This window comes from Variovorax sp. W1I1 (assembly GCF_030815625.1).
GTDB lineage: Bacteria > Pseudomonadota > Gammaproteobacteria > Burkholderiales > Burkholderiaceae_C > Variovorax > Variovorax paradoxus_C.
This window is the reverse complement of sequence record NZ_JAUSWZ010000001.1, coordinates 894,997-910,999: the sequence shown is the minus strand read 5'-3', so window position 1 is coordinate 910,999 and position 16,003 is coordinate 894,997. Positions and strand designations below refer to the sequence as shown.

Below are 16,003 nucleotides of genomic sequence, written 5' to 3'. Positions count from 1 at the left end.
GCCGCCCCGGCTATGGGTTCAGGCGTTTTCGGCATTCCCTCGCCGGGAACCGGGTGCGCTTTTGGGGTAGCCTCATTGCCCGTCAGAAACAAGGAGACATTTCATGGCTGCACCCCTCTCCCCCGCCGAAGAAGCACTTCGCGAGGCAGCGCGCGAATACCACCGCTCGCCCGTCAAGGGCAAGATTTCGATCACCCCCACCAAGCCCCTCTTGAACCAGCGCGACCTGTCGCTGGCCTATTCGCCGGGCGTGGCCTATCCCTGTCTCGACATTGCGGCCGACCCGTCGCTGGCGGTCGAATTCACCGCCCGCGGCAACCTCGTGGGCGTCGTCACCAACGGCACCGCGGTGCTGGGCCTGGGCAACATCGGCCCGCTGGCCGCCAAGCCGGTGATGGAAGGCAAGGGGTGCCTGTTCAAGAAATTCGCCGGCATCGACGTGTTCGACCTCGAGCTGGCCGAGAACGACCCCGACAAGCTGGTCGACATCATCGCGGCGCTGGAACCCACGCTGGGCGGCATCAACCTGGAAGACATCAAGGCGCCCGAGTGCTTCTACATCGAGAAGAAGCTGCGCGAGCGCATGAACATCCCGGTGTTCCATGACGACCAGCACGGCACGGCCATCATCTCGGCCGCGGCGCTGATCAACGGCCTGGAGCTTGTCGGCAAGAAGATCGAGGACGTGAAGATCGCCGTCTCGGGCGCTGGCGCAGCAGCCATCGCGTGCCTGGACGTCATGGTCGGCCTGGGCGCCAAGCCCGCCAACATCTACGCCTGCGACTCCAAGGGTCTCATCTACATCGGCCGCGCGGGCGGTTTTGACGAATCGAAGTCCCGCTACGCCCAGGAAGACACCGGCGCCCGCACCCTGGCCGACGTTGTGAAGGACGCCGATGTGTTCCTCGGCTGCTCGGCCCCCGGCGTGATGACGGCCGAGATGGTCAAGACCATGGGCACGCAGCCCATCATCCTGGCGCTGGCCAACCCCGAGCCCGAGATCCGGCCCGAGCTGGCCAAGGCCGTGCGGCCGGACTGCATCATCGCCACGGGCCGTTCGGACTATCCGAACCAGGTCAACAACGTGCTGTGCTTCCCGTACATCTTCCGCGGCGCGCTCGATTGCGGCGCCACCAAGATCACGGAAGAAATGAAGCTGGCCTGCGTGCGCGAGATCGCCGACCTCACCAAGGCCGACATCAGCGAGGAAGTGGCCACCGCCTACGCGGGGCAGGAGCTCTCGTTCGGGCCGGACTACATCATTCCGAAGCCCTTCGATTCGCGGCTCATCCTGCGCATCGCGCCGGCCGTGGCCAAGGCGGCCGCCGCTTCGGGCGTGGCCGCCCGTCCGATCGAGGACATGGAGGCCTACCGCCAGCACCTCACGCGCTTCGTCTACCAGACCGGCATGTTCATGCGCCCGGTGTTCACCGCAGCCAAGCTTGCGACCGCCAAGCGCGTGGCGTACGCCGAAGGCGAAGACGAGCGCGTGCTGCGTGCCGCGCAACTGGCCGTGGACGAAGGTCTGGCGCACCCGATCCTGGTAGGCCGCCCTGCCGTGATCGAGGCGCGCATCAAGAAGGCGGGCCTGCACATCCGCCCGGGCACCGACTTCGAGATCGTCAATCCTGAAGACGACCCACGCTTCCGTGTGTACTGGGAGGCCTTCCACAAGCTCATGGGCCGCCGCGGCGTGACGCCCGAGGCCGCCAAGACCATGGTGCGCCGCTCCAACACCACCATCGCCGCGCTGATGCTGCACCTGGGCGATGCCGACGCGATGATCTGCGGCCTGGTCGGACGCTTCGACGTGCACCTTGAGCACATCCGCAACCTGATCGGCCTGAAGCGCGGCGCGCCGGGCTTCGCGACGCTGAACGCGCTCACGCTGGAGAAGCGCACGGTGTTCATTACCGACACCAACGTCAACGAAGACCCGAGCGCAGAAATGCTCGCGAGCATCGCGCTGATGGCGGCCGAGGAAGTGCGCCGCTTCGGCTTGCCGCCCAAGGTGGCTTTTCTCTCGCACTCGAACTACGGCACCTCCAGCCGCGGCTCGGCGCGCAAGATGCGCCTCGCACGCGACCTGTTCGCGCAGATGGCGCCCGACATCGAATGCGACGGCGAGATGCACGGCGATGCCGCGCTTTCGGAAGAAGTGCGCCGCACCGCACTGCCCGAGACCACGCTCACCGGCGAGGCCAACCTGCTCGTGTGCCCGAATCTCGACTCGGCGCACATCCTCTACAACGTGCTGAAGATGACCGGTGCCAATGGCATCACGGTCGGCCCGATCCTCTTGGGCGGCGCGGGCTCGGCGCATGTGCTGACGCCTTCGTCGACCGTGCGGCGCGTGGTCAACATGACGGCGCTGGCTGTGGCGAATGCGACGACGGCGTTGAAGTAGCCTGGTACGACGCCCTCCGGGGCGGCGTACTAGATCACATAGGGGCGCGCGCTCGTCCTCGCGCGCTGCTCGGCGCTCGGCGGCAAGAGCCCGAAGACCAGGGCGCCGCGCGGGTCGCGCAGGGTGACGACAAGCGCAGGCTCGTTGGTTTCCCAAACCGCGATGCTTGCCAGGCCAATGGCTGCATTCATGCTCGCCGCGCCCAGCTCTCCACCAAGGCACTGCTCCAGCCTGAAACCGCGCCCCGGATCCAACAGTCCGCTTTGCGGTGCGGCCTTGGCCATGCTGCGGGCGAGCAATGCGGCGGCGCCGTCGTCCCGGTCCGATGCGGCGCTGTAGAACACCCGCTTGGGCGGCCGTTCAAGCAAAGAGTCCTCCAACGTGGACTTCAGTGCCGCTTCCAACGCTTGGGCCCGCTGATCCTCCGACATGTCCACACCGAAACCCGCGACGCTGGGCTTGAGCAACAGCGCCAACGTCGGCATCTGCGCGTACTGCTCGTACTGCGCCCGACTCCATAGCGACGGCACGTTGGGCGTCGGTTTGAAATCGCCGCGAAATACGCAGTAGTTCGCACCACCGTCATGGGCCTCGGTGTGCAGGCCGCCAAAGCCGTGCGGGCCGCGTGCCACTACGCCGTTGGGGAAGCGGCTGTCCTGGCTGGCATCGCGCACGTGCAGCGACCACTCTCGCAACCATTCGGCCGCCTCGGGGCGCGTGAGCAGCAGGCCCGAGAAGGAGTCGCGCAACTGCCCGGGACGCTTGGGTCGCGCAAGAATGTCTTCGAGCGATTCGCTGCGCTGCCCTTTCGGGTTCTCCCATCCGCCAAGTTCTGCGCGCACTGCGTAGCCGTCTTCGGCCCATACCAGCAGACTGTTGAGGTCGCCCTGGGTATCGAAGGCATTGCAGGCCGATCGCCAGAGATCGACACCCGCCACCTCGAAGCTCGGTCGCGTCTTGAATCCCAATTGGTGGAATGCCATGCCCGCCGGGCCGTTCTGCAATTGCCAGGGCACCCCGCCCGTGCGCTCGCTGCTCTGGTAGGTGCTGCTCCATTCCGCCAGTGCTGCCCTGTCCATTTGCGTGGATGGCGGCAATGCCATCGTGGTGGGCAGAGGATAGCTCTCCACGAAACGGCCGCGCTCGTCGTTCCTTGGCCGGTGGGTGAGTGCGGCGCGCAACGCGGCGCTGCGAAACAGACCTGCCATCTCGCGGCATTTGTCCAGCGAGCCCGGCGGAGTGGGCTCTTCTTCGACGGGTGATGCCCGGCGTTGCACGCGGTCCCACAAGGGACCTGCGGGCACATGGTCCACGCGCAGCCCGACACCCGAAACATGCAAGAACCTGGCGGGCGACGCGGCAGCCGGCTGATAGCGATAGCGTCTCGTCATCACAGTGCTCCCATCTGGTCCGAGCTTGGCTGAGGCGCAGATGCCGGCGCGTTGCCGGTCACGATGCCCGGCGGCATCGTCTTGTCGGAGTCCGGCAGCTTGCCCGTTTCGTAGTACGGGTCGCTCTTCTTCCAGTCGGCCAGATCGAGCAGGTAGTTCCAGTACTTCTCGTCGTGCCAGGCGTAGCCCAAGCCCACGGTGACGTCGTAGCTGAGCACGTTCGCCACCGGTGAACTTCTGTCGTCGTCATCATTGACAAATCGCAGGATGGCCGCGTGGTTGGTGGGCGACACCGGTGTCTTGCCGACCTCTTTCTCGCGGCGCCTCTCGACCTCTTCCCAGGTCTCGTAGGTCACATGCGTAGGCAGCCCCTTTTCGTCGCGACGCATGACGGTCTGCCGCTCCTGGTATCTCACGTCGTCCTTGAAGTCCTCCCGTTGTTCTGTCGAGGCTTTTACCGGCGCTCCGTCTGGGTCGTGGCCCTCTTTGCCGTGGTACATCACGTATTCGGCATCGAATTTTTGAGGCAGATTCAATGGTCGCGGTACCTCCGGTGCGTTGACGATCACGCTCTCCACCTCGCCGCGCTCATTCGACTGGAGGTCTCCCTGCACCGGCACGAGACCCTTTATCTTTTCCGGCTCGATTTTCCACATGGCATTGGGGTTGCTGCCGTTCAAATAGCGTAATTCCTCGCGCTTGTATGCAGGTTCGCCGTTCGGGCCGGCCGCGACAGGCACGAGCTGCTTGTAGAAGTAGGGCAGCGCCTTGCCGCTGGGCTTCGCGCCGACCGGCGGGTTGTGTTTGCCATTCGTGCCCCGCGCAAAAAGGCGCTGCTGCACGTTCTTTTCCTGGTTGACCTTCTCCATGTAGTTCGGCGGAATGCCACGCCAACCCATGCCGGAGACGGCGGATACGCCGATCACGCGGTCGCCGGGGTTGAAGTTGACGAACAGCTTGCCGCGAGTGTCGTTACGCTCGAACTTGGCATTGCTCCACCAGGGCTTGCCTTCTTGCCCGCGAGGGCCTTCGGGGTCTTCGACCTTGCCGCCGATTTCAGCCTGCCACTGCGGGGCGTCCGCGGGCTTGTGGCAATACACGGCGTCGTCGTAGGCGTGTCGCGGCTTGTGTTCGACGGTGCATGCGAACTTCGGCTCCGGCGGCGCGGGGTAGCTCTTGATGGCCTCGGCCACGATCTTGACGGCGTTGACGAAGGTGTCGATGCGCGCCTGCTTTGGCTGCACGCTGCGCTTGCCGTCGGACGCGCTGATGACATCGGTGATCGCCGTGTCGAAACGGTAGGGCGAGCTGTTGAGAATCACGGTGTCGGGTCCGCGCACCTTGTCCAGAAAGAACAGCGCGCACAGCGCGACGATGGTGCCCTGGCTGTGCGAGACGATGTTGATCGGTTCGTTGGGCAGGTTCTTGCGGATGTCCTTGACGAGGTTCGCCAGGCGCCGTGCGGCGTGCGCGTAGTACAGGCGCGGCGGGCAGTCGCACAGCATGCGGCCGACGACGGGGTTGATGGTGTTGACGTCGACCGTGCCGAACAGGACGTCTTTGCGAAATCCCGTGGGCAGCCAGAACGAGGTGAGTGCGGCGCCGCCGTTCTGGAAAGGACCGCCGCCCCACGCGCCGTCGGTGCGCAGGGGGTTGCCGTATAGGTCGGTCTTGGCGGGGGTCTCACCGTGCTGGTCTGTGCCCTTGACTATCTTGCGTTCTGTGGGCTGGGTTTGGTAGCCCCACCAGAAGGGGATGACGGGGGATTTGACGCGTTTTCCGTCTTTTCCCCTTAGGTATCGAGTTGACTTTCGGCCATCAGAAAGCGGCGTTTCCTCGGGAAACAAGGCAGTAAGGTCTTCTCTTCCCAATCGCTGGTTTAGTCCTTTTGCGAACTCAATAGAGGCATCGTGATACCACTCTCCATCGGAGTTGACCCCATGCACAAAGATGATGATGCCGGGCATCAGGTCCGGCACTCCGACTGTGTGTGTGCGGTCCTTCTGCTTGTCGTCGGTGCCGGTAGATTTGCCTTTGACCCATTGGTACTTGCCGGGGTCGGGCACTACGGGGGTAAGCGAACTCAGGTCCTTGTCCTGGCTCATTTGCTGCTCCCGCTATCTTGGGCTTTGCATTGCACCTTGGTGTTCACCGGGGAAATACGGGGTTTAAAGACGAAATCGCGAAGATATTTCCAATCACTGCTTTGCGGCTTGGGGAGCGCCAGGTTCAGGCCATTCATCAGCTTGAGGCCGTCCACGTTGTATGCCGTTGAGTCGCTGATCATCACACCCTCTCGAGACGAATATGCCCATATTCGCGTCCAGGTTCTTCCGCCGTCGATGGAATAGGGCAATTGATCTCCACCGCATGCTCCTCCTCCCGACGAACAGTTGATACCCCCTCGCGTCACAGGCGCCACCAAATACTGATCGTTGGCGGCGTCGATGATGAGCGTGGTTCGGTTCATCACTGCATCGAATGTCACCACTTCCGAACGGATGCCTTTAGCCGTATCGATGAAGTACAGCATGTTGCCAAAGCACGTCTCGTCCGGCGTGAGCTCAAAGTAGCGGTGGTCGTCGATGCGATAGACCACTTGAGGTGGCTTGGCGGGCTGGGATGGTGGCGGCGGCGAAGCTCTGCCGGACGCGCACGCACTCAGGGCCAACGCCAACGCCGCCAGCGTCAGTCGCCATGCCGGTTTGAAATCAAGATTGCTCATGAAAATGCTTTCCCTGTCTTTTGTGCGAAACGAGTCAAACCGGCCCGAACTGGCGGGTTGCCGTCGGCTGCGTTGATAGAGTCGGCGAAGGGTTGTGTCGAAGCGATAAGGGGTCGATGGAAATTTGCGCATTGAAAGTCATCGCACCGCGCGCGGGTCAGAACTTGGGCGCTGAGCAGCCGGTCAACGACCGGCACACCAGAATTTCTAGCTTGCTGGGGTCAAAAAGATCGCCGTCGGGCAGACGAATCAATCCCTGGTCGTCGCTTATGAAATGTGCGATCTTCCCGTCGCTCGTTCTAACGGCGACCTCCCTATTGGGATAGGGAATGCGGAGATTGTTTTGGCCACCCTTGGCTGACTCAATGCCTAATGCTCGCGATGACTCGACGCTTTTTTCTGGCGCAGACTCTGGCGTTTCCTTCGACTTGGGCGCCGGCGAAGAACACCCCAAGAGAAATGACACGAGCAAGGTAGCGCCGACACGTGGAATGAGCTTCATGTCATTTCCTGCGCCTGCAGGGCTCCAGCATCTGGAGGCCGGCCATGAGGACAGGCGCAAACCGCTCGTCGTTCAGATTGAAGCTGGTGTTTGGCAACTGCGTGGCCAGTTCGCCGCATTGGCTTCTCGTCGGGGCGCCTTCGTTGCTCATGCATTGACCAACAGCGTCGACGATTCTGGAAGCCTCCGCCTCCTCAAGCCCTGCTGTCGCCAAGGATTGCACGGCTTTGATGACGTCAGCGCGCGTATCCGGATGGGTGTTGGCGCAGGCACCCAAGACACCCACCAAGAGCTTGGCCACTTGTTCTGCACTGTTTTCGGCCATGGCTTGCGCCTGAGCACCAGTGATGTCCGCTTTCGGGGCGTCGCAAAGCAATGTGAGGGCCGATATCGCCGCGAGTTGGAAAACCCAACCCTTACTGCGGAAAGAACCTGGTTTCTTCATCTTCATATTTCCTTGTGCTGTACTTTGACTTTTTCGCGTGCCGGGTGTGGTTCAAGTGACATCAAACGGCTTGTCCTTCTCAAGCCTGGAAATCGCATCCCCGCCGGATTGCGCATTGCTTGCGCCACCACTTGCCTTGACGATGCTGAAGTCCCGGCTCGACAAGCCGTCGCCTTTGTCCCCCATGCGGTGCAGCTTGAGTTGCTGTGCCTGGTCGGTACGCATGAAGCTGGGAAAGTCCACGCCGATGGTGCTGGGGCCATTGATGCGGTAATTGGCGGTCTGCACGAGGTACTCACCCGTCATGCCCCAGACCACCTTGCCACCGCCCATGCGCAGGTAGGTGCCATCGTCCAGGGCCAAGGTGATGCTCTTCTTCGCCTTGATAGTGATGCCGCCTTCCGTGGACTGGATCGTGACGGCCTTCTCACCCGTGATCTCCACGCTGTTGTGCTGGGCCTGGTGGATGAGCTTTCCCTCATTGGCGATGACGCGGATGTCGCCGGTGCGCGCGAACTGTCCGATGTCCTTGCCCGCGGTGTGCAGGATCGATTGGTCGGCGTAGTGCTGCTGGTTGTGGCCGGCGACGGTGTCGATGTTCAGGCCCGCGTACTGGATGTGATCCTTGGGCGTGACGCTGGCGATGCCGGCTGCGCCGCTGAAGGCCAGCACCGGTTGGCCGCCCTGCGCCCGGCCAGAGGCACCGGTCTCGTTGCTGGCACCCTGGCCAAGAGCTTCGGCCGCGTCGCTCAAGGCCTGCTGGGGTGCGGTCTCGCGCGGGCCGGCTTCACATTTCGTCGCCGCCTTGGCGAGATCTCTGGCAATTGCCAACGCCTGCTCGAGGCAGGCCACGAGCTCATCGCGACTCAGCAGGCCGCCGATGGCCTGGGAACGACCATCCGTGGAGATGAGCAGCCCCTTTTCTGTGCGAACCGCGCCCCATCCATCGGTGCGCAGCTCGAAGCCTTCACCCCGCGCGTCTTTGCGCCCCGCGTTGTCCTCGATGCGCGTGACGTGTCCCAGGCTCAACTGGCTGTGCTGGTGGTCGCTCTTGAGCTGCGCCTGTATCTTCCCGGCCGTATCGTCCAGCACCATGTGGTTGCTGCGCCCGACCGCACTGTTGCCGCCTTCCTCGGTCAGCTCCCTGCTTCGGAAGCCCGACAGCGCCTGCTGTCCCGGCAGCGCCCATGGTGGCAGGTTGTTCTGGTTGAACGGTCGCCCCGTGCAGATGGGCAGGTCCGGATCGCCGCCGAAGAAATCGACGATCACCTCCTGGCCAATGCGGGGTATCTGCATGCCGCCAAGCTGATTGCCGGCCCACGGACTGGAAACCCGAATCCAGCAGGTGCTGTGCTGGTTCTTCTGGCCGATGCGATCCCAGGGAAACTGCACCTTGATGCGACCGAGTTCGTCGGTCCAGATGTTCTGACCTGCGGGCCCAACCACCAATGCTGACTGCGGTCCGTGCGTGAACGGCTTGGTTTGCGTGAGTGCCGGGCGTAGCGGCTCGGCCATCGGATGCGCGGTGAAGTCGACTTCTACCTTCCAGTGCTGCTTCCGTCCGGATGCCGCGTCCCGAATCTGACTGTCCTGCGCAACGTCTTCGATCAGGAGCTGGGTGTCCAGGATCAGGTACTCGGTGTTGGCGGTCTCCCGCGGATGCTTTGCCAATCGAAAGCTGCAGCCAGGGACCATCCCGCGCAGGTTGCCACTGGCCTGAGCCCGGGTTCCGTGCGTGCGCAAGGCCTGCATGCGCAAGAGGGCGAGGTGGCGACCCTCGTCTTGAGGATCGTTGCCCTCGGCGCTGCCGGCCCTGGGCTGTGCGTAGTGGCTGCCGCCTCGGCCGGCATGCCATTGGTAGACCTCGCCATCGGCTTGGCCGGTCGGCCGCGGGTCGCTGCGGCCGATGCCGAGATCGGCTCTTGGCCGCGTGTAGTCGTAGTCGCGGCCGGTGTATTTACCGCTCGTCAGATGGCTGTGCGGCACGAAGCTGTGGACGTACTCGGCATCGACCTTCCAACCGGGCGCGTGGTACTCGACCTCGTGATAGGCGGCGCTGTCGTTCTTCTTGTACGCCCCCATGTTGTCGATGAGGACGAGGCGGTGCCTGTCGCTGCCGTGCTCGAAAAAGTAGCTGATGCCCCACTCCTGGCACAGCCGGCTGAAGAACTCGAAGTCGCTTTCGTTGTACTGGGTCTGGTAGTCGCGTATCGGGTAGCTCTCGATCAGGCGCTTCTCAACCGCAAAGTCGTAGTCGCGAAGTAGTTCATCGAGTATCTGGACGACGGTCTGGTTCTGATAGATCTTGCAGTCGGTCGCAAGCGTCGCGAGATGCAGCCAGGGCCGCAGCGTGAGCTTGTATTGCACGTGGCGGCCTTCCTCGCCCCACAGTGCTGCATCGGTGATCAGGGCATTGATCTGTCGCACGCCTGCGCCGACGTGATCGACCGATGCGCCAACGGCACCGGGAAGGAACTGCCCCGCACCGTCGATTTGAATACTGCAGGTGATCTCACGGCCGATGAAGCTGTCGAGGTCAAAGTCCGCGGCCCGGCTTGCACCGAGGTTCAACGCATCGGGCGTTTTGAGCAGCAGTTCGTACGCGAACAGCGAACTCAAGCTCTCGGTACCCGACAAGCGAACCGGCTCCAACGCTGGGCGGCCCAGAATCAGCGGAATTGCGCTGCTGCTGATTTCAAGCGTGCGCGCCTGCGCATTGCTACTGAGTGCGGACATGTGTTCCCCCTGAACCTGCTCCTGTACATCAGGAGTCGTGGGGCGGGATTATGGGAAGCACACAGCGGCCATATCCGCAGGAAAAGATGTGGCAATCATCCCGGTGAAAGCAGCGTGACGAACTGCACGATGCCGATGGCTTCGCCCCTGCAATTCACTCCGATGAACACCCACGCAGACGAGGGGATTTCTACCCCGGGGTTCGCACCAATCGCGTGCGGGCACCGTTTTTGCTTGAATGCCGAAGCATTCACCTTCACGGATTCCCGCATGAACAAGCGCCTACTGCTCCAGTCCTTCCTCGCCGCTTCGGCCCTCAGCTTCGGCCTTACCCCAGCCTTTGCCCAAGCCCCGACGCCGATCAAGTTCCAGCTCGACTGGCGCTTCGAAGGGCCGGCGGCGCTGTTCCTGCATCCGGCCGCCAAGGGCTACTTCAAGGCGGCCGGGCTGGACGTGACGATCGACGCGGGCAACGGCTCGGGCGGCACGGTCACGCGCGTGGCTTCGGGCGCCTACGAAATGGGCTTTGCCGACCTCGCGGCGCTGATGGAATTCCACGCCAACAACCCCGACAGCCCGAACAAGCCGGTCGCGGTGATGATGGTCTACAACAACACGCCGGCCTCGGTCATGGCGCTCAAGAAGAGCGGCATCACTAAGCCTTCGGACCTGGCCGGCAAGAAGCTCGGCGCGCCGGTGTTCGACGCGGGCCGCCGCGCGTTCCCGATCTTCGCCAAGGCCAACAACATCGGCGCGGTCAACTGGACCGCCATGGACCCGACGCTGCGCGAGACCATGCTGATCCGCGGCGACATCGATGCCATCACCGGCTTCACCTTCACCTCGCTGCTGAACCTGGAGGCGCGCGGCGCCAAGGCGGCCGACGTGGTGATCCTTCCCTATCCCGACTACGGCGTGAAGCTCTACGGCAACGTGATCATCGCGTCGCCCAAGCTCATCAAGGAGAACCCTGAAGCGGTGAAGAAATTCCTCTCGGCCTTCGCCAAGGGCGCCAAGGAAGTCATCGCCAACCCGGCCGTGGCCATCGAGTCGGTGAAGGCGCGCGACGGCATCATCGACAGCAAGCTGGAAACCCGCCGCCTGCAACTGGCCATCGACACGGTAATCAACAGCGCCGACGCGCGTGCTGAAGGCTTCGGCGGCGTCAACGCGGGCCGCATGTCGCTGATGGCCTCGCAGGTGTCCGACGCCTTCAACACCAAGACCCGCGTGAGCCCCGATGCCGTGTGGACGGCCGCCCTGCTGCCGCCGGCGGCCGAACTCAGCGGAATCCTGCGCAAGTGATGGCAGGCGCAACGAGCGACACCGCCGCCCCCTTCGTCGACTTCCAGGACGTCTGGCTCGCGTACAACGAGGAGCTGCTGCGCGAGAACCACTTCGCGGTCGAGGCCATCGACCTGAAAGTCAAGCGCGGGGAGTTCATCGCCATCGTCGGGCCTTCGGGCTGCGGCAAGTCGACCTTCATGAAGCTCACCACGGGGCTCAAGATGCCGTCGATGGGCAAGATCCGCATCGACGGCGCGCCCGTGACCGGGCCGCTCAAGATTTCGGGCATGGCCTTCCAGGCGCCCTCGCTGCTGCCGTGGCGCACCACGGTCGACAACGTGCTGCTGCCGCTGGAGATCGTCGAGCCCTATCGCTCGAACTTCAAAGCCAAGCGCAAGGAGTACGTCGAGCGCGCGCGCAAGCTGCTGCAGAAGGTCGGCCTTGCGGGCTACGAAGACAAGTTCCCGTGGCAGCTCTCGGGCGGCATGCAGCAGCGCGCGAGCATCTGCCGCGCGCTCATCCATGAGCCCAAGATGCTGCTGCTCGACGAGCCCTTCGGCGCGCTCGACGCGTTCACGCGCGAGGAGCTGTGGTGCATCCTGCGCGACCTCTGGACCGAGCAGCAGTTCAACGTGATTCTGGTGACGCACGACCTGCGCGAATCGGTGTTCCTGGCCGACACGGTGTATGTGATGAGCAAGAGCCCGGGGCGCTTCGTAGTCAAGCGCGAGATCGAGCTGCCGCGTCCGCGCGAGCTCGAACTTACCTACACGAAGGAGTTCACCGACATCGTGCTGGAACTGCGTGGGCACATCGGTGCGATCCGCAACACGGGCATCAGCGCCGCACAGACCGCCGCCGCGGGAGCCGCCGCATGAAGAACACCAAGCAAATCGAACGCTGGTCGCCCTGGCTGCTGCTGGTCGCAGTCATCCTGCTGTGGCAGATCATCTGCGCGGGTTTCGAAGTCTCGGACTTCATCTTTCCGAGCCCGTGGCGCATCTGGACGCAGTTCTGGGAGTTCAAAGAAATCATCGCGGGCCACGCGTGGCGCACTTTCTGGGTCACGATGGCGGGCTTCGGCCTCGCGATCGTGGTGGGCGTGCTGATGGGCTTCGTCATCGGCAGTTCGCGCATCGCGTATGCGGCGATCTATCCGCTCATGACGGCCTTCAATGCGCTGCCCAAGGCGGCCTTCGTGCCGATTCTCGTGGTGTGGTTCGGCATCGGCGCGGGGCCGGCGATTCTCACGGCCTTCCTGATCAGCTTCTTCCCGATCATGGTCAACATCGCGACCGGCCTCGCCACGCTCGAGCCCGAACTCGAAGACGTGCTGCGCGTGCTCGGCGCCAAGCGCTGGGACGTGCTCATGAAGATCGGCCTGCCGCGCTCCATGCCCTACTTCTTCGGCTCGCTGAAGGTGGCGATCACCCTGGCTTTCGTCGGCACCACGGTGAGCGAGATGACTGCCGCCAACGAAGGCATCGGCTACCTGCTGATCTCCGCCGGCTCGGCCATGCAGATGGGCCTGGCCTTCGCGGGCCTGATGGTGGTGGGCGCGATGGCGATGCTGATGTACGAACTCTTCAGCGTGATCGAGAAGCACACCACGGGCTGGGCCCACCGCGGTTCGCAAAACCAATAATGCGCGCATGAACCAGGATCAAATCATTCGCGCGCTGCGTCGCGCCGACGAAGTGGCCCGTCGTGCGATGGCGATGGGCCGCCATCCCTTCGGCGCGGTGCTCGTCGCGCCCGATGGCGAGACCATCCTCGCCGAGCAAGGCAACATCGACACGGTGAATCACGCCGAAGCCACGCTCGCGCGCCACGCCGCGCAGAACTGGCTGGCCGAGTACCTGTGGCAATGCACGCTGGTCACCACCTTCGAGCCCTGCGCGATGTGCGCAGGCACGAGCTACTGGGCGAACATCGGACGCGTCGTCTACGGCGCCGAGGAATCGGCGCTGCTCGCGCTGACGGGAGACCACCCCGAGAACCCGACGCTGAGCCTGCCCTGCCGCGAGGTGTTCGCGCGCGGACAGAAAAAGGTCGAAGTGATCGGGCCAGTGCCTGAAGCGGCCGAGGAAATGATCGCCACGCACCGCGGGTTCTGGGAGACCCGCTAGGGCTTCGGGCGCTAGGCCAGCAGCAGCGAGGCCTCGTCGCGCCAGTAGTTCACCGCGGCGAGCCAGCCCTCCCACACGCAGCCGTTGCAGCCGCGCCCGCAGCAGGTGGTGGGCTCGGGCGGCGGTGGGCGCATGGCGAGCCCCTGGGCATCGAGCACCGCCTGCACGCGCGCGATCAACGCCTGCGCGCTGGCGAGATTCGTGGGCTCAGGCAGCCGGTCGATGAGGTTCATGGCGACGAGATTCTCAGGCGCTGAGGTTCAGTTCCAACCGCATCTTCGCGCCGCCCGATTCGCTCGATCCGATGGTCAGTTGCCCGCGATGCAGGCGCGCGACTTCGGCCACGAGGTGAAGCCCCAGCCCCGCACCGCGCCCGCGCGGCACGAGCCGGTGAAACGGCGCCACCACGCGCTCGCGGTCCGCCTCGGGAATGCCGGGCCCCGAGTCCAGCACCTCGATGCACGAAGGTTCGCACAGCCGCACCTCGATGTCGCAGCCCTGCCCGCCATGCTCGATGGCGTTCTGGATCAGGTTGGAGAGCGCGCGTTCGAGCGACGGCGCATCGCCGCGCACGGTCAACGCCTGCGGTGCATCGACCGAGAGCGTGCAGCGGTTCTGGATCGCCAGCGGCGCGATGTCGGCCGCCACGCGCTCGCACAGCGCCTTCAGGTCCACCTGCTGCTCCTGCGGCACGAGGTGGTCGAGCCGTTGCAGGTCGAGCAGCTGCTCGGCCAGCGTGGCGAGCCGCGCCGAGGCTTGCATCAGCTTCACCTTGAGCGGATCGTTCGGCAAGCCCTCCAGGTGGATCTGCAGCGTGGTGATCGGGGTGCGCAGTTCGTGCGCGGCATCGGCCAGAAAGCGCTCCTGCCGGTCGTAGCCTTCGTTGAGCCGGTCGAAAGCACGGTTGACGGCGTTGACCAGCGGGCGGATTTCGCTGGCCACATTGGCCAGCGGCAGACGCGTGGTGCGCTCGTGCACGTCGATGCCCTCGGCATGCTCGGCGGTGGCGACCACGCCTTTCAGCCCGCGCTTCACCACGAAGGGCGTGGCCAGGATCACGCCCAGGCTGGTCAGCAATGCCATCGGTGCCACCAGCCACAGGAACAAGAGGCCCGTGCCCTTGAGCGTGTTCTCCATCGTCAGCGGACCGCCGGTTTGCGCCATCACAGCGACCGGGCCCGCGCGCGTGTCGACACGCTCGAAGCGGGCCTTGGGCCGTGTGTTGTCGTTTTCCGGATTGAGGGCCACGCGCTCCACGTCGCCGAACGCATTCATGAGCGCCGCATAGACGGACGGCACATCGCCGCTGCGCACCTCGGAGCCGCGCTCGTCGCGCGCGATGAACCAGAGCGGCGGATCGGCTTGCTGCAGTCTGCGCAACTCCCGTGTCGGCTCGATGGCCAGCCGGCCATCGGCACCGCGCACCATCGCGCGCCCGATCACCGCGACCGTCTCCTGGCCGTTTTCGTCGACCACGCGCCCCAGCACCCAGGCCAGCCCGAGGAAGCCCCCCAGCACCAGCGAGCCGACCACCACCTGCAGCAGGATCAGGCTCCAGATCAGGCGCCAGCGCAGGGAGAACAGGCTCATGCCGCTCACAGCGCCGATGCCGCGCAGATGAGATACCCCACGCCGCGAATCGCATGGATCTCGACCTGCGCACCGGCCTTGTCGAGCTTGGAGCGCAGGCGCGAGACGTGCGTGTCGAGCGCGTTGGACTGGATGTCGTCCTTGTGGCCGTACACGCGGTCCTGCAGGGCTTCGCGCTGAACCGTGCGGCCGCGGTGCTCGAGCAGCGCTTCGAGCACCAGCAGCTCGCGCCGCGGGAGCGTGAGGCCAACCTCGCCCACATGAACCTGCCGCGTGTGGTGCTCGAAGCGCAATTGCCCGAGCGTCATGACGAGGCTGGCGCGCACCGCGGGGCGGCGCGCGAGTGCGCGCACGCGCGCCATGAGTTCGTCCATCGAGAAGGGCTTGGCGAGGTAGTCGTCGGCACCGCCATCCAGGCTCAGCACGCGCTCGGCCACGTCGGACATCGCGGTGAGTACCAGCACCGCGGCGGCAATGTCGTTCTGGCGCAGGAACGCCACGAGCGAGAGGCCGTCGCCGTCAGGCAGGCCGCGGTCGAGCACGATCACGTCGTGCTGTGCGCCGAGCGCAGCCTCTTCGGCTTCACGCAGGGAGCTCGCCACATCGACCACCGCCTGGTTCTGACGCAGGGCCGACGCGAGTGCCTGCGCCAGATCGGTTTCGTCTTCGACGAGCAGGATTCTCATGAGAGGTGGGCGGTGCGAACGGATGGGCGGGACATTCTAGGAGAGGCCCCTGCCGCCCCCTGCCGGGCTGCGCAATGTTCAGGCAATGCGGTTGCATAAGCTGTG

Annotated in this window: 14 protein-coding genes; 5 read left to right on the top strand and 9 right to left on the bottom strand. The window is 64.4% G+C overall.

Going from position 1 to position 16,003, the window contains the following annotated elements; genetic code table 11:
• The first annotated feature begins 103 nt into the window (after window positions 1–103).
• Entirely contained in the window at window positions 104–2,407 is a 2,304-nt protein-coding gene (locus QFZ83_RS04460; protein WP_307503095.1) for an NADP-dependent malic enzyme, read from the top strand.
• 29 nt (window positions 2,408–2,436) lie between these two features.
• On the opposite strand, the gene QFZ83_RS04455 is transcribed toward QFZ83_RS04460, so the two are convergent.
• The 6 genes from QFZ83_RS04455 to QFZ83_RS04430 all read right to left on the bottom strand — a co-directional run bounded on the left by QFZ83_RS04455 (window position 2,437) and on the right by QFZ83_RS04430 (window position 10,206).
• Window positions 2,437–3,798 (bottom strand): DUF2875 family protein, encoded by a 1,362-nt coding sequence (locus QFZ83_RS04455; protein ID WP_307503092.1) that lies wholly within the window; start codon window positions 3,796–3,798, stop codon window positions 2,437–2,439.
• Window positions 3,798–5,903 carry a DUF3274 domain-containing protein gene (locus tag QFZ83_RS04450; RefSeq protein ID WP_307503089.1) on the bottom strand — a complete coding sequence of 702 codons (2,106 nt, stop codon included), beginning with the start codon at window positions 5,901–5,903 and terminating at the stop codon, window positions 3,798–3,800. Before QFZ83_RS04450 ends, QFZ83_RS04455 begins: the two co-directional genes overlap by 1 nt.
• The gene (locus tag QFZ83_RS04445; protein ID WP_307503087.1) at window positions 5,900–6,523 is read right to left on the bottom strand and encodes a hypothetical protein; all 624 of its coding nucleotides are present in this window, start codon (window positions 6,521–6,523) and stop codon (window positions 5,900–5,902) included. Before QFZ83_RS04445 ends, QFZ83_RS04450 begins: the two co-directional genes overlap by 4 nt.
• 157 nt (window positions 6,524–6,680) lie before the next feature.
• Window positions 6,681–7,025 carry a hypothetical protein gene (locus QFZ83_RS04440; RefSeq protein ID WP_306880730.1) on the bottom strand — a complete coding sequence of 115 codons (345 nt, stop codon included), beginning with the start codon at window positions 7,023–7,025 and terminating at the stop codon, window positions 6,681–6,683.
• Window position 7,026: 1 nt separating this feature from the next.
• The gene (locus QFZ83_RS04435) at window positions 7,027–7,470 is read right to left on the bottom strand and encodes a hypothetical protein (RefSeq protein WP_307503084.1); all 444 of its coding nucleotides are present in this window, start codon (window positions 7,468–7,470) and stop codon (window positions 7,027–7,029) included.
• A 51-nt stretch (window positions 7,471–7,521) separates the two neighbouring features.
• On the bottom strand, window positions 7,522–10,206 hold the full coding sequence (locus tag QFZ83_RS04430) for a type VI secretion system Vgr family protein (protein ID WP_307503081.1): 2,685 nt from the start codon (window positions 10,204–10,206) through the stop codon (window positions 7,522–7,524).
• Window positions 10,207–10,476: 270 nt separating this feature from the next.
• On the opposite strand from QFZ83_RS04430, the gene QFZ83_RS04425 reads away from it, so the two are divergent.
• Genes QFZ83_RS04425 through QFZ83_RS04410 form a run of 4 tightly spaced genes read left to right on the top strand, consistent with a single transcriptional unit; the run spans window position 10,477 to window position 13,622 of the window.
• A complete protein-coding gene (locus QFZ83_RS04425) occupies window positions 10,477–11,511 on the top strand; it encodes an ABC transporter substrate-binding protein (RefSeq protein WP_307503078.1) in 1,035 nt (344 codons plus the stop codon).
• On the top strand, window positions 11,511–12,371 hold the full coding sequence (locus QFZ83_RS04420) for an ABC transporter ATP-binding protein (RefSeq protein ID WP_307503075.1): 861 nt from the start codon (window positions 11,511–11,513) through the stop codon (window positions 12,369–12,371). The genes QFZ83_RS04425 and QFZ83_RS04420 overlap by 1 nt, the downstream gene beginning before the upstream one ends.
• Window positions 12,368–13,138, top strand: coding sequence for an ABC transporter permease (locus QFZ83_RS04415; RefSeq protein WP_013542959.1), 771 nt, complete (start codon window positions 12,368–12,370; stop codon window positions 13,136–13,138). The genes QFZ83_RS04420 and QFZ83_RS04415 overlap by 4 nt, the downstream gene beginning before the upstream one ends.
• A gap of 7 nt (window positions 13,139–13,145) precedes the next feature.
• On the top strand, window positions 13,146–13,622 hold the full coding sequence (locus tag QFZ83_RS04410; RefSeq protein ID WP_306880736.1) for a nucleoside deaminase: 477 nt from the start codon (window positions 13,146–13,148) through the stop codon (window positions 13,620–13,622).
• Window positions 13,623–13,633: 11 nt separating this feature from the next.
• Here the strand turns inward: QFZ83_RS04410 and QFZ83_RS04405 are convergent, their stop codons facing one another.
• Genes QFZ83_RS04405 through QFZ83_RS04395 form a run of 3 tightly spaced genes read right to left on the bottom strand, consistent with a single transcriptional unit; the run spans window position 13,634 to window position 15,898 of the window.
• Window positions 13,634–13,855, bottom strand: a complete 222-nt coding sequence (locus tag QFZ83_RS04405) for an oxidoreductase-like domain-containing protein (RefSeq protein ID WP_013542961.1) — start codon at window positions 13,853–13,855, stop codon at window positions 13,634–13,636.
• A 13-nt stretch (window positions 13,856–13,868) separates the two neighbouring features.
• Window positions 13,869–15,212, bottom strand: coding sequence for a HAMP domain-containing sensor histidine kinase (locus tag QFZ83_RS04400; RefSeq protein ID WP_306880737.1), 1,344 nt, complete (start codon window positions 15,210–15,212; stop codon window positions 13,869–13,871).
• A 5-nt stretch (window positions 15,213–15,217) separates the two neighbouring features.
• A complete protein-coding gene (locus QFZ83_RS04395) occupies window positions 15,218–15,898 on the bottom strand; it encodes a response regulator transcription factor (RefSeq protein ID WP_013542963.1) in 681 nt (226 codons plus the stop codon).
• Between the last annotated feature and the right edge of the window lie 105 nt (window positions 15,899–16,003).